This window comes from Streptomyces tyrfis, from assembly GCF_037034285.1.
In the GTDB taxonomy this organism is placed as follows: Bacteria; Actinomycetota; Actinomycetes; order Streptomycetales; family Streptomycetaceae; genus Streptomyces.
Genome location: NZ_JBAGJZ010000053.1, coordinates 1 through 23,782 on the forward strand (window position 1 = coordinate 1; position 23,782 = coordinate 23,782).

A 23,782-nucleotide genomic window follows, 5' to 3' on the forward strand; every position below is an offset into this window, starting at 1 on the left:
CCCGGACGGTCAGGCCGGTGAGGTCCTCGGCTCCCGCGCCCCGTGCGCGGCCGGCGCGGTCCCCGGCGCCGGCCGGCCCGCGGTCCCCGGCCGGGCCTTCCACAGCACGGCGGTCGACAGCGAGAAGAGCAGCAGGTTGCCGATGCTCAACTGCGCTCCCTGAAGGGCGGTCCCGACCGGACCCGGCGTCAGCATCGCGACGAGGCCGCCGACGGGAAGGCAGACCAGCGGATTCACGAACCACGCCCACCGGGGGAGCGCGGCGCCGCCGCGCAGCACGCGCACGGCCGTTCAGACGGACCCCAGCGCCCAACAGACCATCAGCGCCGGGTAGACGGTGAACAGCACGTCCGCCATGTCGCCCGGCAGAGCGGCGAGAGCGGCGGACCGGTCCCCGGAGGCGTCGATCGCCTTGGCCGCCCGGCCCCAGTAGAAGAACGAGCCATGGACGAAGGGGGCGAGGGAGAAACCCGCGGTCAGCAGCAGGAACGGCGGCGGGGAGAGCAACCGGCGGGCCGGCCGGAGCCTTGGCGCAGGCGCCGGCACGCGACCAGATGGAGCGGGCCGGTCAGCACGCCGAGCAGCGCCCCCCACGCGAGCCGCGCCGCGGCCGCCGGGCACGGCGGACTCGCGGTCCGCCACGAGGCTGCCGTCCTCGTCGCGGCCGTCAACGAGTGGCCGTGACGTACTGGTCCGATGACAACTCGAACACCCGTACTCGCCGACCGCAGGTGGGATTGACGGTCTCACGGGCCAGGCGCATCCCCAGTTTGGCCGTGATCCGTTCGGAGGCGACGTTGCCCACTTGAATGATGCTGACGATCCGCTCCAGCCCTCGCTCTTCGAACCCGAACCGTACGGCGGCCGCAGCGGCCTCGGTCGCCAGGCCCTGCCCCCAGTGGGAACGTCCCAGCCGCCAGCCGACCTCGACCGCGGGCAGCACCTCCGGCAGGAAGCCGGGCACCGAGAGGCCGGTGAACCCGGCCAGTTCGCCAGTGGACCGGATCTCCACGGCGAACAGGCCGAAGCCCCGTGACTCCCACTCGCTCTCCCACGCCCGGACCCCGTCGCGGGTCTGCCGTTCGTCACGGACGCTGCCGTCACGGATCCACCGCATGATCTCGGGGTCGGCGTTGACGGCGGCCATGGGCGCAACGTCTTCCTCGCGCCAGCGACGCATGATCAACCGGGGAGTCTCAAGCGTGACCATCCAGTCATTCTGGATCACGCATGGGCTCTCCGTCATCCGCACCGGGCGCTCTCGGCACCCGCCCCGAGGGCTGTCCCGTCATCCGTGGTGGCGTCGGCGCGAGATCGGCCTGATTCCGCGTCACTCCGCACCCGCTGAGCTTCCGGCCGGGCCGGGCGGGGCCGTCGGCATCGCCTCCGCACCGGCGACCGCGGAGCACGACGAGCCCGCCACGCGCGCCTCGCCCTCGTACGAGCGCGCCCGCGCGACGGGGACTCACCGACCACCTCGCCCCGACGGCGTCCCCCGGCCGCACCTCTCCGCCCTTCGGCGAGGGGCATCCCGGCCGGCGCCGTCTACCGTCTGCTGTCGGCCCGGCGGCCCGGCCTCACTTCAGGGGCCGGGCGAAGAACCGGGCGCCGTCGTCCACCTCGAACCACGGGGTACCGGCGTGCCCGCCCGGATTGGCGTGCAGCGTCTTCTCCTCGGCGCCGAAGGCGTCGAACAGGTCCAGGGCCCGCTGCCGGGGGTTCCCTTCGTCGTCCCACTGCAGCAGGAACTGCAGCGGAACGGTCACCTGTCGGGCCTCCTCGCGCTGGGCGCGGGGCACGAAACCCCCGGCGAAGAAACCGGCGGCCGAGACGCGCGGTTCGGCCACCGCCAGCCGAATGCCGACGGCGGTCATCCCCGAGTACCCGACCGGGCCGCCGATCCCGGGCAGCGAGAGGAGGGCGTCCAGGGCGGTCCGCCACTCCGGGACCGCCTTCTCGACCAGCGGGGCGACGAAGGACTCGAAGATCTCGTCGACCGGCTCGCCGGCCCGCATCGCGCGGCGGAGGTCGGCGCGGGCCCGCTCGTCGGCGGCGGAACGGGGCCGGTCGCCGTGCCCGGGATGGTCGATGGCGGCCACCGCGAAGCCGTACCGCGCCGCGAAGTGCCGGGCCCGGGCCACCAGCCGGGGCTCCCGCTTGTGCAGGCCGCCGTTGTGGCCGCTCAGGATCAGCGGGGCCGGTGCGGATCCCGGCGTCCACAGGATGCCGGGGATCCCGCCGAGGGTGAATTCGCGTTCGAGGGCGCCGTCGTCGAGGCGCTGTTCGGAAGTGAATCGCATGGTCGTGCCTTTCGGGAGTGCGCTGGAACGGCGCTCCCGGACGACCTGTCTATCGCCCGACCGTGACCCCGGAGGGGAGCACCCATGTCGATACTGCGTTGTTCCCGGTCGCCGCGGCGGTGAAGGGCCCTCCGCCCGCGCTCTCCCCGCCAACCCTCCTCGCGTTCGGCTACGTCACCCTGGTCGCCACCGCGCTGGCCTTCGTCGCCTGGTTCACCGGGCTGCGGCGCCTGCCCGCCGGGACGGTCGGACTGATCGGACTGCTCAACCCCGTCACAGGCGTACTGCTCGGCACGGCGGTCGCCGGAGAGACGGTGACTGTTCAGCAACTGTGCGGACTGGCCCTGGTCCTGGCCGGAGTCGTCCTCGGCCGACCCGGACGTGCCGGGCGGCGCGACGGCAGCCGGACGCCTCCCCATCCGGTGTCCGGCGAGTGCCCCGCGGGAGCGCCCTCGATACGCGAGCCCTCATGAGAACCGGGCATTGATCGTCGCCGCCGCCCCCGTGGTGCGCGGGGTCCCGAGGCTCCTCCGGGAACACCCCCGACGGCCCCCTCGAAGACCGGGGGTGACGCCACGCGCGACACGGTCGCCGGCTTCGCCATTCGGCACACCGCCTGACCGGCACGCATCATGGAGCGACAGGCGAGAGGAAAGAGGAACGATTCATGGTCGAGCAGGACGATCGGTTCGATGTTGTCGTACTCGGCGCCGGCCCCGGAGGCTACGTCGCCGCCATTCGCGCCGCCCAGCTGGGGCGGCGCGTCGCCGTCGTCGAGGAGAAGTACTGGGGCGGCGTCTGCCTGAACGTGGGCTGCATCCCCACCAAGGCCCTGCTGCGCAACGCGGAACTGGCCCACATCTTCACCCGGGAGGCGAAGACCTTCGGCATCAAGGTCGACGGCCAGGTCTCCTTCGACTACGGAGAGGCCTTCCGCCGCAGCCGCAAGGTCGCCGACGGCCGGGTCAAGGGCGTCCACTACCTGATGAAGAAGAACAAGATCACCGAGTTGAACGGCCGCGGCGCCTTCCTCGACCCGCACACCCTCCAGGTCAGCGGCTACGACGGCAACACCCGGAACATCGGCTTCGAGCACTGCGTCATCGCCACCGGCGCCACCCCCAAGCTGCTGCCCGGCACCAAACGCAGCGCACGCGTGGTGACGTACGAGGAGCAGATCCTCGCCGAGGAGCTTCCGCGGTCGATCGTCATCGCGGGCGCCGGAGCCATCGGCGTCGAGTTCGCCTACGTGCTGCACAACTACGGGGTGAAGGTCACCGTCGTCGAGTTCCTCGATCGCGTGGCGCCCCTGGAGGACGCCGAGGTCTCGGCCGAACTGGCCCGCCAGTACCGCAAGCTGGGCATCGACGTCCTGACCTCCACCCGCGTCGACGCCATCGACGAGTCCGGCCCCCAGGTCCGGGTCACCGTGACGGGCAAGGACGGCGCACAGCAGATCCTCGAAGCCGACAAGGTGCTCCAAGCCATCGGCTTCGCCCCCAACACCACCGGCTACGGCCTGGAGAACACGGGCGTGGCGCTCACCGAGCGCGGAGCGATCGACGTCGACGGCCGCTGCCGCACCTCCGTCCCGCACCTCTACGCCATCGGCGACGTGACCGCCAAGCTGATGCTCGCGCACGCCGCCGAGGCCATGGGCGTCATCGCCGCCGAGACGATCGCCGGCGCCGAGACCATGGAACTCGACTACGCGATGATCCCGCGGGCCACCTTCTGCCAGCCCCAGGTCGCCAGCTTCGGCTACACCGAGGCCCAGGCCCGCGACCTCGGTTACGACGTCAAGGTCGCCACCTTCCCGTTCAGCGCGAACGGCAAGTCCCATGGTCTCGGTGACACCACCGGCTTCGTCAAACTCATCAGCGACGCCACGCACGGCGAGCTCATCGGCGGCCACCTGATCGGCCCGGACGTCACCGAACTGCTGCCGGAACTGACCCTGGCTCAGCAGTGGGATCTCACCGTGCACGAGGTCGCCCGCAACGTGCACGCTCACCCGACCCTGAGCGAGGCCGTCAAGGAAGCCGTGCACGGGCTGGCCGGCCACATGATCAACATGTGAGCCGCCACCGGAACCTGTCGGAACCTCACGGAAGCGGCCGTCACCGTCTCGGTTCCGCGACGGCATAGGCCGCGGTGCCGGCGACCGCGAGGACCAGGGCCGTCCAGGCGCCCGCTGCCGTGCCGGGCGGCAGCAGCATCCAGGTCGCCACCCGCGTCGGCGCGCTCGTCCGGCGCAGCGCGCCGCAGCGCGCCGCCGACGTCGCCGTCGACGGTCGTCGCGAGCGCCTCCTCCTGGGCGGCGGGCGCCGCGTCGGGGAGAGCGGCGGCCGTCGGCGGCTCGGCGTGGTGGGCCCTGCGCCGGAAGGCGTCCGTCCAGCGCGCGGCCCCTTCCCGACTGATCTCACACCGGCTGGTCGCCCGGGCCGGGCGGCAGGTTTTCTCCTCGACGTGATCCCCGTCACACGGAGAGCGCGAGGCGGCGCGGACAGCTGCCGGGCGTGGGCCGGATCGCCGCACGAAGGCGATCCGCCGGGTGTCGACGTGGGCGGCGATCACACGCGGCGGCCGCCGCGAGCCGGCCGGGCGCGGACGGCTCACCGCCGGGATGAACGCCCGCACCGCCGCCCCGGCCATGCGCCCATCCACACGGCCTCTAATATCGTGTGACATTCTTCGGCGGATGCTGACGCCCGCTCGGCCGCACCTGCCGCCCGACGTCCGACACGACACGACGACGTGCACCGCATGGCGATGGAGCCGAGCATCGAGGAGAGGAAACGTTCATGCGAGCCCGGAGCATCGGCACGGCCGCCGCGACAGCGTTGGCGCTGGTGGCCGCCCGCGACCTCATCCAGAAGAAGCACGCGCTGCTCCGGAACTTCCCGGTGATCGGGCACGCCCGGTATCTGCTGGAGACGATCGGGCCCGAGCTGCGGCAGTACGTCGTGACCTCCAACGAGGAGGAGCGCCCGTTCAGCCGTGACCAGCGCACCTGGATCTACGCGTCGGCGAAGGAGGAGAACAACTACTTCGGGTTCGGAACCGACGTCGACGTCGAGCACGTGCAGGGGCACGCATATGTGAAGCAGCGCACGTTCGCCGCCACGCTGCCCGACGCGCGGGACCCGCAGGCCCCGCTGCCCTCGGCCAAGGTGCTGGGCGGGCCGCGCGGGCGCGCCAAGGCGTTCCGGCCGGCGAGCGTGGTGAACGTCTCGGCGATGAGCTTCGGATCGCTCTCCGGCGCGGCGATCACGGCGCTCAACAAGGGGGCGGCGCTGGCGGGCACGATGCAGAACACGGGCGAGGGCGGCCTCTCGCCGTACCACCGCAACGGCGGGGACCTCGTCCTGCAGATCGGTACGGCGTACTTCGGCTGCCGCAACGAGGACGGCAGCTTCAACCTCGACAAGCTGAAGGACGTGGTCGCCGGCGCCCCGGTCAAGGCGATAGAGATCAAGCTCTCCCAGGGGGCCAAGCCGGGCCTGGGCGGGATGCTGCCGGGCGCGAAGGTGACCCCGGAGATCGCCAAGATCCGCGGGATCCCGCCCGGCAAGGACTGCGCCTCCCCGTCGCGGCACACCGCGTTCAGCGACGTCGACTCGATGCTCGACTTCGTCGAGCTGCTCGCCGCCGAGACCGGTCTGCCGGTCGGGATCAAGAGCGCGGTGGGAGAGATGGACTTCTGGCGGGAGCTGGCCACGCTGATGGCGCGTGGTGACCGCGGCGTCGACTTCGTGACCGTCGACGGCGGCGAGGGCGGCACCGGGGCGGCGCCCCTGATCTTCAGCGACTCGGTGTCGCTGCCGTTCCGGATGGGCTTCTCCCGGGTCTACGGCACCTTCGCCGAGCTGGGGCTGACCGACGACCTGACCTTCATAGGCTCCGGCAAGCTCGGCCTGCCCGAGAACGCCGCGGTCGCCTTCGCCCTGGGTGCCGACATGATCAACGTGGCCCGTGAGGCGATGCTGTCGATCGGCTGCATCCAGTCGCAGAAGTGCCACACCGACAAGTGCCCCACCGGCGTCGCCACCCAGAACCCGTGGCTGGCCCGCGGCCTCGACCAGCCCTCGAAGGCCACCCGGGCCGCTGCCTATCTGCGCACCCTGCGCAAGGAACTGATGAAGGTCTCGGCGGCCGTCGGCGTCGCCCACCCGGCGCTCATCACAGCCACCGACATCGAGATCATGAACGGCGACTACGACGCCCGCACCCTGGCCGGCGTCTACGGCTACAAGGACGGCTGGGGCGAACTCGGCCCGCACCTCGCCGAGGAGATCACCGCACTGCTCACCACCAAGCCGGCCGCTCCCCGGAAGCCGGCCGTCTGACGCGCCGTCGACGACGAGCACCGCCCCCGCTGCCCGCCCGCCGGAGCGATCGACCCGGCAGCAGCGGGGGAGGGCGCCGCCGCCACCGGAGAACCCGCGGGCCGTCCCGGTTCCGGTGGGCCCGGTCGGGGCGCGGCCGGAGCGTCCGGCCGCCACCGCGTCCGACGCATCACCCCGCCGATTTCACTTCTCCGCGCTCCACCGGCGAGGCGAACGCCGCCCGACGTGACGCGGCTCCGGGCCGTGTCGTCGCACGCTCCGGGCCGTGTCGTCGCACCGCTGCTCCGTGCCCGGCGCTCCGGTCAGGGCCGCGCGGTCGCGAGGACGCGTCGTACGAGCGCCGTGAGGTTCGCCGTCGGACGGGCGCCGCGCCAGGCGATATGTCCATCGGGACGCACCAGGAGCACGGCGCCCGCGTGGCCGGGGCCGATCAGGCGTGCCCACTGCCCGGGTTCCGCCTCCCGCTGCGCGCCGGTGCGGACGGCCCGGAGGGCGAGGGGGACCCCCGTCTGCCGTGTGGCCTCGACCTGCCGCCGCCACCGGGGATCGTCCTCCGCCGCGAGCAGGGTGAAGCCGGGGCCGACGAGGTCGAGGGTCGACGTCACGCCCGGCGGACCGCCGACGAGGCGGACGTGGGGTGCGCGTTCGCCCGGCCGGCAGCCGGCCGCGTCCAGGGCGCCGCGGCCGGCTGCCGATCCGGGGTCGGGGACGACGGCGGCGGAACGGTAGGCCGCGGTCAGGAGGAGTTCGTCGTCGATGCGGTAACCGGCGCGGTTCGCCGCGTTGGCCGTGGAGACGTCGATGACCTGGCGCGCGACGGGACGCCGCTCGGCCTCGTAGGTGTCCAGCAGGGTTTCGCCGGCGTACCCCGTCGTGACGGCGGCGAGCTTCCAGGCGAGGTTGTCGGCGTCGCCGATGCCGGTGTTCATGCCGTGCCCGCCGGTCGGCGGGACGACATGGGCGGCGTCGCCGGCCAGCAGGACGCGTGAGCGGCGGTAGGCGTCGGCGAGTCGGGCGTCCATCCGCCAGGTCATCGTGTCGCGGACCGTCACGTCCAGGTCGGGAATGCCGGCCGCCGTACGGACGAGCCCGGCCAGGAGCCGATGGCCCGTCGGATCCACCGCCGTGGCCGCGTCGGGGGCGAGCGGGTGTTGGTAGATCCAGTGGCGGTCGTTGTCGACGGCCATGAACCCGCCCCGCCCGGGGACGGTGAGGAAATAGGAGGCGCTGGCGCGGTCGGCCACCACCCGGCCCAGGGGCGCCTCGAAGCGGATGCTCAGATACCGCCCCAGGCCGGTCGGGCCCTCCATCGCGATCCCGGCTCCGGCCCGCACGGCGCTCGCGGCGCCGTCGCAGCCGACGAGCCAGCCCGCCCGCACGCGGTGCCGGCGGCCGGTGGCCGAGTCCTCCAGGTCGGCCCGTACGCCCAGGCCGTCGTCGGTGAAGGAGACCAGGCGGGTGCCGAACCGGATCCGGGGGCCGGCCAGGTCCTCGGCGCGCCGCCGCAGCACGGGCTCCAGGGCGTCCTGGGAGCAGATGACTCCCGGCGACGGTGTGTGCTCGGGGCCCTCGCCGGGCTCCTGGACAAGACCGGTGCGGACGTAGTCGGGATCGACCAGGTCGCGGCCCCGGTAGAAGTGGACCTGCTCGGCCGGCAGCCCCGCGGCGCGGACCGCCCCCTCCAGCCCCATGCGCCGGAAGATCTCCATGGACCGGGCCGAGACGCCCCGGGCCCTGGGATGGCGCGAGGTCGCGGAGCGGGCCTCGACCAGCACATGGTCCACGCCGTGGCCCGACAGCAGACAGGACAGGGCCAGACGACAGGCCCGCCTCCGACGACCAGCACGGACGTCTGCGATTCGGTCACGGCGAACCTCCTTTCACCTGCGAGATCAATGGAGTAACGGATAAATTCGATTTAGACGTTACCATGGTGGGTGACGCCGACTCCGGATCGGGAGATGCCCATGGACCAGCGGTTCACCGACGACAACCCGCGCGGCCTGTACTTCCTGACCGACCTGGTCAACGCCGTCCGGGACGGGACCGCGGCCACACCGGCCGGACTCGAAGGCGTGGTGGAGCGCCACGGCGGCCCGCCTCTGCGGCTCACCGACGCCACCGCCGAAGAGGTGCGGGAGGCCGCGGCGGCCATCGCCGGCATCCTGGACACGAAGGACGAGGACAGGGCCGCCGAGGCGATCAACACCCTGCTCGACCGCTACCCCGCCCGGCCGCGGCTGGTCCGCCTGCCGCAGCGCCCCTGGTCGCTCCACACCCGGGCCCCCCGCGACGCACGGCCGGCCCAGTGGCTGCTGTCCACCGCCGCCCTCGCCCTGGCGCTCTGGTTCAGCGAGCGCGGCTACTGCGCCTGGGGCCGCTGCGCCGCCCCCGGATGCGACCGCTACTTCATCGACACGGGGCGCCGCTCGCCGCAGCGCTACTGCTCGACCCGCTGCGGCACCCGGGTCCGGGTCGCCGCCCACCGCGATCGGAGCCGCTGATCCGCGTCGGCGCCCCTGACGGCGTTCGGATCGCCGTGTCGCAGCCGTCCACCGGACGCCCTCGCGGCCCGCCGACGCGGCGGGCGCCTCCGCCACCGGGACGAGCGGTCGGCGGGTGCGCGGTCATGGGGCGGGTTTGCCGGCACGGACCATGACGTAGCCCATCTTGTCCCGGCACAGGCCGAGGACCAGCGGATAGGCCGAGTCCAGCTGCGCGGCGACGTCGGCGCCCAGGAGTTCCTCGATCTCCCGGCGACGCTCCGCGAAGATCTGGGGGATCAGCTGGTAGGTGGGCGCGAAGTCACCGGTCCTGTCACGTACGCGGTCGACGGTGAAGCCGGCCTCCTGGGCGAGGGACGGGAAGTCGTCGAGGGAGCCGGGCAGACGAGCGAGCGCGAAGCCCGCGCGGAACAGCGCCACATCCTGCTCGGTGAACGGGACGTGCTCGAAGCAGTCCGCCAGGACGAGCCGGCCGCCGGGGCGCAGCACGCGCCCGGCCTCGCGCAGGGCACGGGGACGGTCGGCGAAGTGGGCGAACGACTCGATTGCCCACACGGCGTCGAACGACGCGTCCTCGAACGGCAGGTTCATCGCATCGGCCCGCAGGAACGCGGTGCGGTCGGCGACGCTGGCACGGGCGGCACGATCGCGGGCCTGCTCGACCTGGTCGCCGCTGGCGGTGATGCCGAGGACCCGCCCGCCGGAGGCCCGGGCGAGACGGACCGCGGGCCGTCCGGTGCCGCAGCCCACGTCCAACGCCCGTTGCCCGGGCCCCAGGGCGAGCTCGTCGATCAGCTCGTCGGTCCACCGGTCCTGCGCCGCCGTCAGCTCCTGCCACGCCTCCTCCGCCGACAGCGCCCGCCCGGGCTCCGGGCGCACCCCGCCGTCCCACATGCCCAGGTGCATGCTGTCGCCCATCGTCAGGCTGTACAGACCTCCCAAGCGGTCGTACCACGCTCCGACCTCCTGCACGGAAGGCCCCTGATCCGCTGCCCGCTCCATGACATCCTCCCCGCGCATCGGTCCGGGCCGCTGCGCCGCGCCCGGCGCCGTCGCGCCGTGCGCCCTTCAGCCTGCGGGCGGGCGAACCCGGAGGGAAGGGCGCGCGGGGCGGAACTCGGCGCACCTCGGCGCGCCCCCGGCGAGCCGGGTGACGTCGTCCCGGTCCTCCGCCGGCCGGCGGAGGACCGGCGGGGTTCCGCTGTGGCCCGCGATGAGGCGGTGCTCGCCGTCCGGACGGCCCCGGCGCCGGCGAAGGCCCGGTGCCGGCCCCTTTCGGGCGTCCGCCGGCCGGCGCGGAGAAGGCGTGTCACCGGCCGGTGGACGTTCCGGCCGGTGAACAGGGACGGGCAGCACGGCCGGGTCCAGTGCTCGTTCACGGCCGGCGCCGGTCAGGGCGTTGTCGAGTCCGTGGCGGTGTACGCCTCCAATCGGTCGGCGAGTTGTCGGGGCCGGGCGAGAGCGACCATGTGGCCGCCGTCGATCTCGTCGGGAACGATCCCGAGGCGTTCGGCGACGACGCGGCGCATGAACGCGGCAGGCAGCAAGCGGTCGTCCCGGCAGAGCAGGAACGACGTCGGCGTCGAAGGCCACGCGGACAACGGCCAGGGCGCGGCGAACGGGGTCGCGGACTGCCGGCGGCCGTGCTCGCGCGCCTGGGCGGCCAGCGCGGGCGGGACGTCATGGAAGAACAGGGCGTCCTCGTCATCGGGGTCCCGGCCGTCGCGCTCGTCCTGCTCGCGCCGGGCCCGTTCGTAACCGGTGCCGGCCCACCAGGCGCCGGGAGCCTCGCCGGGCCGCGGGATCATCGCGGTCAGCAGCACCAGTCGCCCGACGGGGGCGCGTCGGCAGACCAGCGGCGCGGTGAATCCGCCGAAGGAGTGGGCGACCAGCACGGTGCCGGTGCGGTCGCCGATCTCGGCGGCCACCGCGTCGGCGTACTCGGGCAGCCCGGCCGCGTCGTCGTCGCAGGGCAGCTCGGGCGTGGCCACGCGGTGGCCGCGGGCGCGCAGTTCGTCGGCGAGCGGGTGCCAGTACCAGGAATCGGATCCGGCGCCCGGGATGAACACGTACTCGGTCATCACGCCTGCCCCCGCCGCGTGAACTCGGCGGCCGTGGAGCCGCCGGGGAATCGGGTCCGGAAGTCCAGGACCCCCACCCAGGCGGGGCGCACCGCGATCCGGGCCATCCGCACACCGGGCCGGTCGACGGCCGCGACCTGGGCCGCGCCCTCCTCCTCGCCACCGTAGCGGCGCATGGCCAGCGCGTACTCCGGGACGATCCCGTCGACTTCGGTGACCTCGGCACGGCCACGGATCAACAGCGCCCGCGGCGGGGTCCCGGCGGCGTCGATCGTGATCGCCACATCGGGCCGGGACCGCAGCGCCGCGATCTTCCGGGCGGGGAAGAACGTGGACAGCACGACGTCCTGCCCGGTCCAGTGGAACAGCATCGGGAACACCCGCGGTGTGCCGTCGGCCGCCACGTACGCCACGCGCGCGAGCTCGGTCGAGGCCAGCAGGCCCTGCGCGATGTCGCCGTCCAGCAGACGGACATCTCCCTGCCGCAGGGCCGCCGGTTCCTCGTGGGTCGGTGTGCTCACATTCAGCTCCTTGCCTCCTCGACCGCACCGGTTGCGGTCGGCCACTGTGAGACCACCCGCGCGCGGAAAAGGAATCGGAGCCGTCAGGGCAGGGTCGCCGGCAGGCCGAACGCGCCGAAGACACGGGGCTCGAACGCGACGATCTCGGTGATCCGCCCCGCCTCGACCCGCAGCACGTCGAGCACCTGCGCCCGGTAGTCCGCCTCTCCCGGCAGCCGGACGTAGCCGGCCATGGCCGGCTGCCGGTTCGCCGCCACCGGCACACCCCGCCACCGCCCCCGGTGCAAGGGCGACCCCGGCCCCAGCGCGTTCCCGACGAAGGCGACGACCTCCGCCCGGCCGGTGAAGCGATACGGCAACGGCGGCATGGACAGCCGCACGTCCTCGCTCAGGAGCTCCGCCAGCGCCGCGACGTCGGCCCGCTCGTGGGCGGCCAGGAAACGTCGCAGCAGTTCCCGCCCCCGGTCGGCGAGGGGCGTGGCCGGGACCCGTCCGGCGCGGCGTTCCGGCAAGTGCTCCCGCAGCACCGGGCGTGCCCGCTGCAACGCGCTCTTCACCGCGGCCACGCTCGTGTCCAGCAGCGCGGCGGTCTCCGCCGCCGACCAGCCGAGCATGTCCCGCAGGATGAGCACCGCCCGCTGGCGAGGCGGCAGATGCTGGATCGCCACCACGAAGGCCAGCTCGATGGTCTCCCTGGCGACGACCACGGCCTCGGGCTCCGCCTCCCGGGCGGCCACCGGCTCCAGCAACCGGTCCGGGAACGGCTGCAGCCACCCCACCTCCGCCGACCGGCCGGGCTCACCCGGCGTCGGCTGCCGCGGCTGCCGGTCGAGGAAGTCCAGGCACACATTGGTCGCGATCCGGTACAGCCACGCCCGAAACCCGGAGCGGCCCTGGAAACTGGCGCGATAGCGCCACGCCCGCAGCAACGCCTCCTGTACCAGGTCCTCCGCGTCGTCGAACGAGCCCACCATCCGGTAGCAGTGCACCCGCAACTCCCACCGATGCCGCTCGGCGAGCCCGGCGAACGCCGCCCCGTCCGCCGCTCGTACGGCGGCGAGCGCCTCGCTGTCCGCACTCGTCCGTCCGTCCACGCCCCACTCCCCGATCCGGCCGCCACCGGCAACCCTAAGTGCTGCGGGGACGCCGCCGGGACGAGCGCTGGGCGTCCCGGCGGTCCCGGCCCGGCGCACGGTCCGCCGCGAGTACGGATGGTCGTCCCCCGGCCGGCGAGCCGTGCGGTCCCGGCGGCGACCGCCACCGGACTTTCCGGTCAGTCCCGGCGGCCGAAGTCCAGGCGGTCGGCCAGGCCGGCCGCGGTGAAGGCGGCCAGCAGCTGATCACGGCCCTCGGTGAAGTGGGCCCAGCCGTCGTAGTGGACGGGGACCACGCGGCGGGCGTCGAGGATCGCGGCGGCCTCGGCGGCCTGGGCGCTGTCGAGGACGATGCACGCGCCGTCGAAGAGGACGGGGAAGCGCGGGGCGCCGGCGAAGACGATCGCGGTGTCCACCGGAGCGAAGCGCGCGGCGATCTCCTCGACCAGGCCGAGAGAGGCGTTGTCGCCGCTGACGTAGACGGTGGGCAGGCCTTCGCCGGTCAGGACGAAGCCGACGACCTGGCCGGTGACCGGCTCGACCGCCTCACGTGCTCCGGGACCGTGGACGGCGGGCACGCCGGTCACGGTGACGGTGCCGCCCTCGGGGCGGTTCAGTTCGATCGACTCCCAGTCGTGCAGCGCCCTGGCCCGCTCCCCGAGGCGTCGCCCGCCGCCGGGAGTGGTGAGCGTGAGCGGGACGTCGGCGAGCAGGGCCCGGCCGGAGTCGTCGAGATTGTCGGCGTGCTCGTCGTGGGAGAGCAGAACGACGTCGACGCGGCCCAGGTCGGCAGGGCTGCCCGAGGAGGGCGCCGTCTTGGTCAGGAGCGGTCCGTCCGACGGGTAGTCACGAGGAGCGTCGAAGGTGGGGTCGGTCAGGAACCGCAGGCCGCCGTACTCGAAGAGGGCGGTCGGGCCACCGAAGACGTGGACGGGGAACTGGTCGCCAGCAGGCGCGCCGGAGGGAGTCACGCAGCACCACTTTCTCATGGATGAATTTGCTGTATCCGTGAGGCAATCGTACGGGGTTTCTCACGGATAGAACAAGCGGTACCATGAGAACCATGAAGGAGGACGTGATCGCCGAGCCCGTTCCGCCGCCCGCTTCGGGCGCGGAGGAGTACCCCGCCCTCGACTTCGCCAACAGCGCCGTCGCACTGCCCGGGGGGCAGCGCGTGGATCTCCTCGGCACCCCCGCGTCGGCGAACCAGTGGCTCGCCGAGCACGGTCTCGCGCCCGTCGACGCGGGACTTCAAGAGATGTGCACCGCGCAGCTGCGCTCGCTGCGTGAGCAGATCAGGTCCTTGTTCGCCTGCCGCGTCGCCGGACTTCCCGCGCTGCCCGCGGCCCTGTCCGCCGTCAACGACGCGCTGATCAGGACCCCCACCGTCGCGCTGCTGCGCTGGGACGAGAGCAACGGCCCCTACCGGGCGGTTCCGCACCCCGTCACCCAGCTCGTCGAGCACGCCCTGGCGGCCCTCGCCGCCGACGCCGCCGATCTGCTCACCGGCCCCGACGCCGAACGCCTGACCGCGTGCGGCTCCGCCCCCTGCAACCGGTACCTGCTCCGGCGCGGCCGCCGCCACTGGTGCTCCACCCGCTGCGGCGACCGGGCCCGCGCCGCCCGCGCCTACGCCCGCCGCACCCAGGGTCAGACCTGACGCCGTTCGGCAGCGGGGCCGGGACGCGGCGCACCCGGCTGTTGTGGGTGTACGAGATTCCCGGTCTCGGCGTACCCGTGCCCGCGGATCACGACACCGGGACCGGGAGGGGCTTGTCCGGCAGGAAGGCCCGCAGGAGCGCCGTGTGCGGGCGCGGCCGCGCATGCGCGATCGCGTGCCCCGCGCCCGGACGCACCGTCAACTCTCGGCCTGTCGTCCGCCGCTCATCCGTGGCGCGCCTTCTCGTGGCACCGGCCGGCTGCGGCCTCTGGCTCCGGGGAGCCAGGCGCCGAGTGAGCTCGCCGGAGGGACGCGGATCCCCGCGTAGCCTCCTACCGTCGGGCGGGGAGCACACCGACCCGAGTGAAGGATGACCGTCATGCCGGACAACGTCTGCGTCGAGGACACGGCTGTCCCGGTGACGCCCTGCCGACCGGAACCGTGGAGGCCGAGGGCGGATCTGCCGGCCGTGCGGGCCCAGCCACTGCCACCGCCGGCCCGGCCCCGCTGGTTGCGTTGGCTGCCCCAGACCCTGGTGGTCCTGGTCGCCGTCGCACTGGCGGCGACCGGCGCGGACCTGACCGCTCGTCTGTCGACCGCCGCGCTCGTCATCGGGGCCGTCCAGTTCACCGCGGCGAAGGAGGAGGGCACGGATGTCTCCTTCGGCGGCGTTTCTTCACCCAGCTCTCCTCCCCGGTACCGCCCCCGACCCCTCACCCGTGTACGCGGTGCGCGACGGCGAGCGTCTGAGGGCGGACGTCTACCTGCCCAAAAGCGCCCGCAGTGGCGCACGGCGGGCAGGGCTCCGGCGCTTGTCCTCGCACACGCGGGCGGCTTCCACACCTTCGACAAGAGCGACCCGCGCGGCACCGGACGCCGGCCGGCCGATCACGGCGTCGCCGCGATAGCGGTCGACTACCGCCTGGCCACCCCCGACCGCCCCACCTGGGGCAAGGCCTCCCAGGACCTCGTCACCGCGCTGCGCGCCGAGGGCGTCGACACCACGGTCAAGGAACTGCCCTTCGCGGAGCACGCCTTCGACGACGCGTACGGGAGCCTCACCTCCCAGACCAGCCGCTACATCCTGCGCGACTCCCTGACCCGATGACCCGACGCCTCGGTACCGCGCGGCCTCGCGCCCACCGCGTACGTCGGGACGGTACCGGGGCGGGCGCGCGGTGACGACGCGACCGCCTCGCCGCCGACCGGGATCCCCCGGCCGCCGCCGTGCGCGACGGCGCACCGCCATTCACCACGAAGGTCCGTTCGGACCGGAAGGTCTCGCTCATACCGTGTCCACTGCTATTTCTGCTTTCTCCGGAGGCTTCGGCGGAGCGATGTCCCTCTTGATGTCATTGACATCGTAGAATTCCATTTTTCCCCATCGAGGTTTCTCATCCGATACTGGCGCTCGATTTCGGCCATCTCCCACTCGGCGGAGCGCCAGTTGTCACCCTGCCCGTTCGTGACGGCCGTGTCGGACTTCTCCTGCCACGTTCCATTGGGAGGGCCGAATCCTTTCAGACCGGTCGGGGCGGGGTGGAGGCGTTCGTATTCGCGGCGGGCCGCGCAGTCCACCCGCACGTCCGCGCGCTGGGCGCGGTCGGCGTCCCACGGGGGGACGCCACGGGCAATCGGCGCATGACCGCCTGCTTGCGCCCGTCGGTCCCCGAGCGCCGCAGCAGGCCGTCGAGCAGGCGACGGCCTGCTTGCGGTACGACCGAGAGGACCGCCCCGACCGGGCCGGGTGGGGGAGTGGAGCCACCGGTTCGTCGTCGGGGCCGGCTGCCTCTTCGACGTATTGCCCGGATACGGGAAAGGCGCCGGTCCGCGAGGTACGCCGACCGGGCCCAAGCCTCCGAGGCCGCCGGCCGGCGCCCGGACGGAGTACCGCGCCTCGCCGACCGCCGTCCGCCGACCGCTGCTCGCCCGCGCCGCGCCACAGTGATCGCGAAGTCCGTGGCTGCTCCGCCATGGACCCCAATCGGCCACTCCCCAACTAAAGGCGTAGCAAAGGGAGTAGCAACACGCCTGGTGAACGGCGCCTCGCCGGAAAAGAATTCAGCCGTTTCCCTCCCTCGTCGCCCTTCCTTCGCGACCGGCCTGATCGATAAAGGCGGTTACTCGCCGCTCACCCGAACCTTGACCGGTGAGTAATAAGGCCACTACGTTTCAAATCCGCTTCGAGCACGCGCTTCATAGCGGCATTCCGCGGCGGGCTTTTCCCCGCGGGAAGCGGGTGAGCCGCCTTGTCTGTCCAGAACCCCCCACCGTGCAGTCCCACCCTTGATTCGGAGAATCATGAACTCCGCTGTGCGTTCCGAAGACGTGATCATCGGCATCACTCCGTTCGGCGAGCCCGATGCCGGGCTCACCCTGGCGGTCTGCCGGGCCGGCGGTCTCGGCGTGCTCGACCTCGGGTCCGGCGACCGGCGGGCCCGCGAGGCCCTCGCCCGGGTGCGGCGTGCGGCCCCGGGCAGGTTCGGCGTCCGGGTCGACGCACCATGCCGGCTCACCCCGGCCGACCTGGATCCGGACGGGCCGCACACCGTGGTGCTCGCGGCCGGAGCGGCGGCCGGGGAGGCGGGAAAGGCCTGGACGGCCGCCGGGCTCGCGGCGCGCTTTCGCGTGCTCGTCGAGGTCACCGGCCTGGAGGACGCACGGGACGCGTTACGCGCCGGGGCGCACGGCCTGATCGCTCGCGGCGCCGAGTGCGGCGGCCGGATCGGCGAATCGAGCACCTTCGTCCTGCTCCAGCGGCTCCTTGCCGCACCCGAGGTGAACCGGCCCGTGTGGGCGTGCGGCGGCATCGGCCCCCGGACGGCCGCCGCCGCGGTGGCCGGCGGAGCGGCCGGCGTCGTCCTCGACGGCCAACTGGCGCTGCTCGCCGAGTCGGCACTGCCCGAACCGGCCTCCGCCGCGCTGCGCGCCGTCGACGGCTCGGAAACCGTCGTCCGGGCCGGTCACCGTGTCCTGCTGCGGCGAGGTCCGGACGCCCCGCGCCTCACGGACGACGCCGGACCGCAGGAGGTGGCGGCCCTGCTGGGCGGGCGGGATCCGCGTACCCAGCTGCTCCCGGTGGGCCAGGACGGCTTCCTCGCCACCCTGTTCGCCGAGCGGTGGGGCGATGTGCGCCGGACGGTGCGCGCGCTGCGGGAGGCGGCGGCGGGCGCCGTCCGGGACGGCACGGCCGCACGGGCGCTGCGGCCCGGGTCGCCGATGAGCCGGGCGCTCGGCACCCGGCTTCCCGTCGCGCAGGGGCCGATGACAAGGGTGAGCGACGGGCCCGCTTTCGCCGCGACGGTGGCGGCGGACGGAGCACTGCCCTTCCTCGCCCTGGCGCTGGCGGACGGCACGCGGACGCGGACGATGCTGACCGAGACCCGGGACGCGGTGGCCGGCCGGCCCTGGGGAGTGGGAGTCCTCGGCTTCGCGCCGGAGGACGTGCGTGCGGCTCAGCTGGAGGCCGTACGGGAGGTGCGGCCGACTCACGCGATCATCGCCGGTGGGCGGCCGTCCCAGGCCCAGGCCCTGGAGCGGGACGGCATCCGGACGTTTCTGCACGTGCCCTCGCCGGGGTTGTTGCGGCAGTTCCTCCAAGCCGGGGCACGCCGGTTCGTGTTCGAGGGCTCGGAGTGCGGCGGGCATGTGGGGCCGCGCGGCAGCTTCGCGCTCTGGGAGGCCCAACTGGCCGTCCTGGAGGATTTCCTGGAGGAGGGTCACCAGGCCCAAGACCTCGAGGTGTTCTTCGCGGGCGGAGTGCACGACGAGCGGTCGGCGGCGATGGTCGCCGCCCTGGCCGCGCCGCTGACCGCGCGCGGCGCGGCCGTCGGTGTGCTGATGGGGACCGCGTATCTGTTCACCGAGGAGGCCGTTTCCCTCGGGGCGATCCGGCCGCTCTTCCAGCAGCAGGTGCTGGGGGCCGAGCGCACCACGCTGCTGGAGTCCGCGCCGGGGCACGCGACGCGGTGCGTACCCAGCCCGTTCACCGCCGGTTTCCGCGACCAGGAGGCCCGGCTGCGCGCCGAGGGCGTGCCGGACCGGCAGATCTGGGAGGAGCTGGAGAGACTCAACGTCGGCCGGCTGCGCATCGCCAGCAAGGGCGTCGACCGGTCCGCCGACGGCCGCCTCACTCCGGTCGACGAGCCGCGCCAGCTCGCCGAGGGGATGTTCATGGCCGGCGAGGTGGCCGTGCTGCGCTCGGCGACCACCACCGTCGCGGCGCTGCACGAGTCGGTGACGACGGGCGCCGCCGAGCACCTCGCCCGGCGGACGTCGCGGTCGGCCCCGGCGAGCGAGGCGCGGGAGCCGGTCCCGCCCGCTCCGCTCGACGTCGCCGTCGTCGGCATGGCGTGCATGTTCCCGCAGGCGCCCGACCTGCCCGCCTTCTGGGCGAACGTGGTCTCCGGAGTGGACGCGGTGAGCGAGGTCCCGCCCGAACGCTGGGACCCGGAGGTCCATCATGGCGAGTCCACCCCGTCCAAGTGGGGCGGCTTCCTGCCCCGCATCCCCTTCGACCCCCTGCGCTACGGCATCCCGCCGACGTCCCTCGGCAGCACCGAACCGGTGCAGCTGCTGTCCCTGGAGGCCGCCCGGCGCGCTCTGGAGGACGCGGGATACGGCGACGGGGGACGTGGGTTCGACCGCTCCCGCACTTCCGTGGTGTTCGGCGCCGAGGCCGGCAGCGACCTGTCGAACGCGGCCACGCTGAGGGCGGTGCTGCCCTCGTACTACGGCCGCGTCCCCGCGGGCCTGGACGACCAGCTCCCGAGGCTCACCGAGGACTCCTTCCCCGGCATGCTCGCCAACGTCATCTCGGGAAGGATCGCCAATCGGCTCGATCTCGGCGGCGCCAACTTCACCGTCGACGCCGCCTGTGCCTCGTCACTGGCCGCGGTGGACGTCGCCTGCAAGGAGCTGGCCGCCGGCACCTCCGACGTGGTGCTGTGCGGCGGCGCCGACCTGCACAACGGCATCAACGACTACGTCCTGTTCTCCTCGGTGCACGCCCTGTCTCCCACCGGCCGCTCACGCGCCTTCGACGCCTCGGCGGACGGCATCGCGCTCGGCGAGGGCATCGCCTGCGTCGTCCTCAAGCGCCTCGCGGACGCCGAGCGGGACGGCGACCGGATCTACGGCGTCATCAAGGGCCTGGGCTCCTCCAGCGACGGCCGCTCACTCGGTCTGACCGCGCCCAGGCCCGAGGGCCAGCGTTCGGCTCTGGAGCGCGCGTATCGCAACGCGGGCGTCTCACCGGCCGACATCGGTCTCGTCGAGGCGCACGGCACCGGGACGGTCGTCGGCGACCGCACCGAACTGCGCATCCTCAGCGAGGTGTTCGCCGAGGCCGGGGCGAGCCCGGGCGGCTGTGCGCTCGGGTCGGTGAAGTCGCAGATCGGTCACACCAAGTGCGCCGCCGGTCTCGCCGGAATGATCAAGACACTGCTGGCCCTGCACACCGGAGTCCTGCCGCCCACCCTGCACGTCGAGACTCCCAACCCGGCCTGGGAGGCGGACACCAGCCCCTTCGCCTTCCACACCGAGGCCCGGCCGTGGGCGGCGCCCGCGGAGGAACGGATGGCCGGGGTGAGCGCGTTCGGCTTCGGCGGAACCAACTTCCACGTGGTGCTGGCCGCTCACGCCGATGGCGTACCGCCCGTGCGGGGACTCGACGTCTGGCCGGCCGAACTGTTCGTCTTCCGCGGACGGGACGAGGCCGCGGCACACCGGGCGATGGAGGAACTCCTCGAAACCGCTCGGTCCCGTGGCCGGTCGTGGCCGCTCCGGGACCTCGCGCTGAGCGCGGCCCGGCGGTCGGACGCGAGCGGGGACCCGGCCCGGGTCGCCGTCGTGGCGACGGACGTGGACGACCTGGTCGAGAAGTTGCGGCAGGCCCTGGCCGACCCCGCCGGGCACGCTCCGGCGCGTGGCGTCCACCGGGCCGGTCCCGGCGGCCCGGGCCGCGCCAAGGTCGCCTTTCTCTTCCCCGGCCAGGGCAGCCAACGCACCGGCATGCTCGCCGACCTGTTCGTCGCCTTCCCCGAGCTGCGCCCCTATCTGGAGCTCGCCCGCGCCCACGTCGACACCCTGTATCCGCCTGCCGCCTTCGACGAGACCGCACGCGAGAGGCAGCGGGCCGCGCTGACCGACACCCGCGTGGCACAGCCCGCTCTCGGCGTCGCGGGACTCGCCGTGCACGCCGTGCTCACCGCGGCCGGGGTGCAGCCGGACATGGCCGCCGGGCACAGCTACGGCGAACTGGTGGCGCTGTGCGCGGCCGGCGCGCTGACCCCCGAGACGCTGCTGGAACTGAGCGCGGAGCGAGCGGCGGCGATTCTCCGGGCCGCGCGGTCCGCCGGGGGCGACCCCGGGACCATGGCCGCGGTCTCGGCCGGTGCCGAGGACGTCGCGCAGGCGCTCAAGACGGCGTCCGCACCGGACGGCGTCGTCGTCGCCAATCGCAACTCGCCCGGGCAGACGGTGATCTCGGGACCGACGGACGCCGTCGCCGAGGCCGTCCGGCTGCTGCGCGAGGCAGGCCTCGGCGCCAAGCGCGTCCCCGTCGCCTGCGCGTTCCACAGCCCTCTGGTCGCCGCCGCCTCCGACCGGTTCGCCGAGGCGCTCGCGGCCCGGCCGGTGCACGCGCCCGAGTTCCCGGTGTGGTCCAACCGCACGGCCGCCCCGTACGCCGCCGACGCCGACGCGGTGCGCGCCGAACTCGCCGCCCAGATCGGCGCCCCGGTCGCCTTCGTCGAACAGATCGAGGCGATGTACGAGGCGGGGGCCCGCGTCTTCGTCGAGGCCGGTCCCGGCTCGGTTCTGACCCGGCTGGTCGGGCAGATCCTCGGCGACCGCGCGCACCGCACGGTGGCCTGCGAACCCCGGCCGGGCAGCGGCCTGCGCGGCCTGCTCGACGCTCTGGCCGAGCTCGCCGTCGCCGGGCTGCCGGTGTCCGCCGGGTGGCTGCTGCGCGGCCGGAACGCGGTGGACGCGACACGCACCCCGGCGCCGAAGCCCCCCGGATGGACGGTCGACGGACAACTGGTCCGCACCGCCGACGGCGCCCTCCTCCCCGGTGCGCTCGCACCGGCCCGACGAGTCACGGAGACCCTGGAGACGACTGTGACGACGAACCCCCCGCACGGCGCCCCGTCCGACCAGGACACGCTCATCTCCGAATTCCTGCGCACCAGCCGGGAGATGATCGCCGCCCAGCGGGACGTGCTGCTCACCTACCTCGGAACCGCCCCCGGCGCGCGGTCCGTCCCCTCCCCGGCGGCCCCACAGGTGATCCGGGCCGTCCCGCAGCTCCCCCCGGCGCAGCCGCGGACGGAGGAACCGGAACGGGACACGCCGGCCGCCGCCGCAGGACCGGCGGCCGTGGAGCCCGCCGGGACGGCCGACGTCCAGCAGGTCGTGCTGGACATCATCAGCGAGCGCACCGGCTACCCCGTCGACATGATCGAGCCGGACCTCGACCTGGAGGCGGACCTCAGCATCGACTCCATCAAGCGGGCGGAGATCGCGGGCGAACTGGCCCGGCGCCTGGGCGCCGGGGCCGGCTCCGACCTCGCCGCCCTGGACGACGACGCGCTGGAGGAACTGGCCAAGGCACGGACGGCCGCCGCGGTGACCGACTGGCTGACCGCGCGGATGGACGGACCGGCCCCGGACGGACTGGCCGAGGACGGACCGGCAGAGCGGGCCGCCGCCCCGGCGGCGGTGGAGCCCGGACAGGACGCGGTCACCGGCGAGCCCCCCGGGCGGTACCTCCTGCGTCCGGTGCTCCTCGACGAGCAGGCCGACGCCCGCACCGACCCGTCGACCGTGCTCGCGGGCACCCGCTGGATCCTGCTCGGTGACGCGCCCGAGGCCGCCGAACGCCTGGCGTCCCACGGCGCCGAGGTCGGCGTACGCGCTCCGGACCACCTCCTGTCGGAGGCCGACGGCCCGGTGGACGGCGTGCTCTGGTCAGGAGCGCTCGCGGCCACCGGCGACGTGCCCTCGCTGCCCGCCTCGTTCCCCGTGCTGAAGGCCGCCCTGGCACGCGGCCCACGATGGCTGCTGGCCGTCCGCCCCGCCGACGGCGAGGCGCCCGACCCCCGGACCGCGGGGCTGCGAGGTCTGTTCCGGACCGTGGCGCGCGAGTATCCGCAGACGGCGGCCCGGACCGTCGAGGTCGCCGACGCCTCGCCGTCCGCGCTCGCGCACGCCGTGGTCGCCGAGGCCGTCGCGCCGGACCGGACACCGGTCGTGCTGCGGACGGCGGCGGGCCGGCACGGCTTCGAACTGACGTCGGCGCCGCTCGGCGCGCTCGGCAGCACGGGCGCCGGACCGGCCGGGGAAGGCGTCGCGGAGGCCACCGCGCTCGGCCTGGACCAGGACTCGGTGGTCCTGCTGGCAGGAGGGGCGCGGGGCATCACCGCGCAGTTCGCCGCCGTGCTCGCCGGCGCCGCACGCTGCCGCCTGGAACTGCTCGGCCGCACCCCCGCTCCGGACGGTCCGGAGGCCGCGGACACCGCGTCCGCGCGCACCCCGGCCGAGCTGCGCGCCGCGCTCGCCGCCCGCGGCGGACTGAAGCCGGCCGAGATCAACCGCGCCGCCGAACTGCTGCTCGCCCAGCGGGAGATCACGGCCACCCTGACCGAGATCACCGCGCTGGGCGGCCGGGCCCGCTACCGGTCGGTCGACCTCCGCGAGCCGGAGGCGGTACGGCAGACGGTGAAGGAGGTCCACGCCGAGCACGGCCGGCTCGACGGCGTGGTGTACGCGGCCGGTGTGATCGAGGACCAGCTCATCGCCGCGAAGAGCGCGGAGTCCTTCCGACGCGTCTACGCCACGAAGGCGACCGGCGCCGACGCCCTGCTCATGGCGTTGGAAGAACTGCCCGAACCGCCCGCGTTCACCGTGCTGTTCGGCTCGATATCGGCCGTCCTGGGCAATCGCGGCCAGGTGGACTACGCGGCCGCCAACGACGCGCTGGAGACCCTCGGCGCGGCCTTCGCCGCCCGCACCGGACGGCGCGCGGTGACCGTGCACTGGGGCCCCTGGGCGCCCTCGGCCGGTCACACCGGCATGGTCGGGGCCGAGCTGGCCCGGGAGTACGCCCGCCGCGGCGTCCGGCTGATCGATCCGGAGGAGGGGACCGCGGCGCTGCTGCGGGAACTCGCCTGGGGCGAGGAGTCCGCCACCGCCGTCGTCTACACCGCCTCGGGCTGGTGACGGTCGTGGTGGCGCCGCCCCGACACGGCCCCGGCACGCGGACCACGGCCG

At 73.9% G+C, this 23,782-nt stretch carries 17 protein-coding genes and 1 pseudogene; 7 read left to right on the top strand and 11 right to left on the bottom strand.

The features are described 5' to 3' along the window. Positions 1-9: 9 nt before the first annotated feature. The 4 genes from WA762_RS35795 to WA762_RS29965 form a co-directional block, all read right to left on the bottom strand. Positions 10-285 (bottom strand): DUF6796 family protein, encoded by a 276-nt coding sequence (locus tag WA762_RS35795; RefSeq protein WP_443080716.1) that lies wholly within the window; start codon positions 283-285, stop codon positions 10-12. Positions 286-291: 6 nt separating this feature from the next. Further along, positions 292-507 (bottom strand): hypothetical protein, encoded by a 216-nt coding sequence (locus WA762_RS29955; RefSeq protein WP_335939828.1) that lies wholly within the window; start codon positions 505-507, stop codon positions 292-294. Positions 508-667: 160 nt separating this feature from the next. Beyond that, a complete protein-coding gene (locus tag WA762_RS29960) occupies positions 668-1,180 on the bottom strand; it encodes a GNAT family N-acetyltransferase (protein WP_335939898.1) in 513 nt (170 codons plus the stop codon). Between the two features lie 397 nt (positions 1,181-1,577). Continuing rightward, positions 1,578-2,300 (bottom strand): dienelactone hydrolase family protein, encoded by a 723-nt coding sequence (locus tag WA762_RS29965; RefSeq protein ID WP_335939830.1) that lies wholly within the window; start codon positions 2,298-2,300, stop codon positions 1,578-1,580. A gap of 62 nt (positions 2,301-2,362) precedes the next feature. Here WA762_RS29965 and WA762_RS29970 point away from each other — a divergent pair, with 62 nt between their 5' ends. Beyond that, positions 2,363-2,773, top strand: coding sequence for a DMT family transporter (locus tag WA762_RS29970; RefSeq protein WP_443080717.1), 411 nt, complete (start codon positions 2,363-2,365; stop codon positions 2,771-2,773). A gap of 194 nt (positions 2,774-2,967) precedes the next feature. Then, entirely contained in the window at positions 2,968-4,380 is a 1,413-nt protein-coding gene (lpdA, locus tag WA762_RS29975; protein WP_335939831.1) for a dihydrolipoyl dehydrogenase, read from the top strand. A gap of 161 nt (positions 4,381-4,541) precedes the next feature. On the opposite strand, the pseudogene WA762_RS29980 reads toward lpdA, so the two are convergent. Then, a pseudogene (locus WA762_RS29980) lies at positions 4,542-4,706 on the bottom strand (RNA polymerase subunit sigma-24); the annotation flags it as partial. 398 nt (positions 4,707-5,104) lie between these two features. Between WA762_RS29980 and WA762_RS29985 the strand changes: the two are divergent. Further along, positions 5,105-6,649, top strand: a complete 1,545-nt coding sequence (locus WA762_RS29985; protein ID WP_335939832.1) for an FMN-binding glutamate synthase family protein — start codon at positions 5,105-5,107, stop codon at positions 6,647-6,649. Between the two features lie 302 nt (positions 6,650-6,951). Here the strand turns inward: WA762_RS29985 and WA762_RS29990 are convergent, their stop codons facing one another. Then, entirely contained in the window at positions 6,952-8,508 is a 1,557-nt protein-coding gene (locus tag WA762_RS29990) for an FAD-dependent monooxygenase (RefSeq protein ID WP_335939900.1), read from the bottom strand. Between the two features lie 108 nt (positions 8,509-8,616). On the opposite strand from WA762_RS29990, the gene WA762_RS29995 reads away from it, so the two are divergent. Beyond that, complete coding sequence (locus WA762_RS29995) at positions 8,617-9,153, top strand: CGNR zinc finger domain-containing protein (RefSeq protein WP_335939833.1); 537 nt, start codon at positions 8,617-8,619, stop codon at positions 9,151-9,153. A 123-nt stretch (positions 9,154-9,276) separates the two neighbouring features. Here the strand turns inward: WA762_RS29995 and WA762_RS30000 are convergent, their stop codons facing one another. From WA762_RS30000 to WA762_RS30020, 5 genes are all read right to left on the bottom strand, one after another. Continuing rightward, a complete protein-coding gene (locus WA762_RS30000) occupies positions 9,277-10,071 on the bottom strand; it encodes a class I SAM-dependent methyltransferase (protein WP_335939834.1) in 795 nt (264 codons plus the stop codon). 473 nt (positions 10,072-10,544) lie between these two features. Then, positions 10,545-11,234, bottom strand: coding sequence for an alpha/beta fold hydrolase (locus tag WA762_RS30005; protein WP_335939836.1), 690 nt, complete (start codon positions 11,232-11,234; stop codon positions 10,545-10,547). After that, the gene (locus WA762_RS30010; RefSeq protein ID WP_335939838.1) at positions 11,234-11,755 is read right to left on the bottom strand and encodes a pyridoxamine 5'-phosphate oxidase family protein; all 522 of its coding nucleotides are present in this window, start codon (positions 11,753-11,755) and stop codon (positions 11,234-11,236) included. Before WA762_RS30010 ends, WA762_RS30005 begins: the two co-directional genes overlap by 1 nt. 83 nt (positions 11,756-11,838) lie before the next feature. Further along, positions 11,839-12,849 carry an RNA polymerase subunit sigma-70 gene (locus WA762_RS30015; RefSeq protein ID WP_335939840.1) on the bottom strand — a complete coding sequence of 337 codons (1,011 nt, stop codon included), beginning with the start codon at positions 12,847-12,849 and terminating at the stop codon, positions 11,839-11,841. Positions 12,850-13,028: 179 nt separating this feature from the next. Further along, positions 13,029-13,820 (bottom strand): MBL fold metallo-hydrolase, encoded by a 792-nt coding sequence (locus WA762_RS30020; RefSeq protein WP_335939842.1) that lies wholly within the window; start codon positions 13,818-13,820, stop codon positions 13,029-13,031. Between the two features lie 92 nt (positions 13,821-13,912). On the opposite strand from WA762_RS30020, the gene WA762_RS30025 reads away from it, so the two are divergent. The 3 genes from WA762_RS30025 (at position 13,913) to WA762_RS30035 (ending at position 23,731) form a co-directional block, all read left to right on the top strand. After that, complete coding sequence (locus WA762_RS30025; RefSeq protein WP_335939843.1) at positions 13,913-14,509, top strand: CGNR zinc finger domain-containing protein; 597 nt, start codon at positions 13,913-13,915, stop codon at positions 14,507-14,509. Between the two features lie 379 nt (positions 14,510-14,888). Continuing rightward, positions 14,889-15,617: an alpha/beta hydrolase family protein gene (locus tag WA762_RS30030; RefSeq protein ID WP_335939844.1), complete on the top strand. Its 729-nt coding sequence runs from the start codon at positions 14,889-14,891 to the stop codon at positions 15,615-15,617. Between the two features lie 1,193 nt (positions 15,618-16,810). Next, on the top strand, positions 16,811-23,731 hold the full coding sequence (locus WA762_RS30035; protein WP_335939847.1) for an SDR family oxidoreductase: 6,921 nt from the start codon (positions 16,811-16,813) through the stop codon (positions 23,729-23,731). The last annotated feature ends 51 nt before the right edge of the window (positions 23,732-23,782 follow it).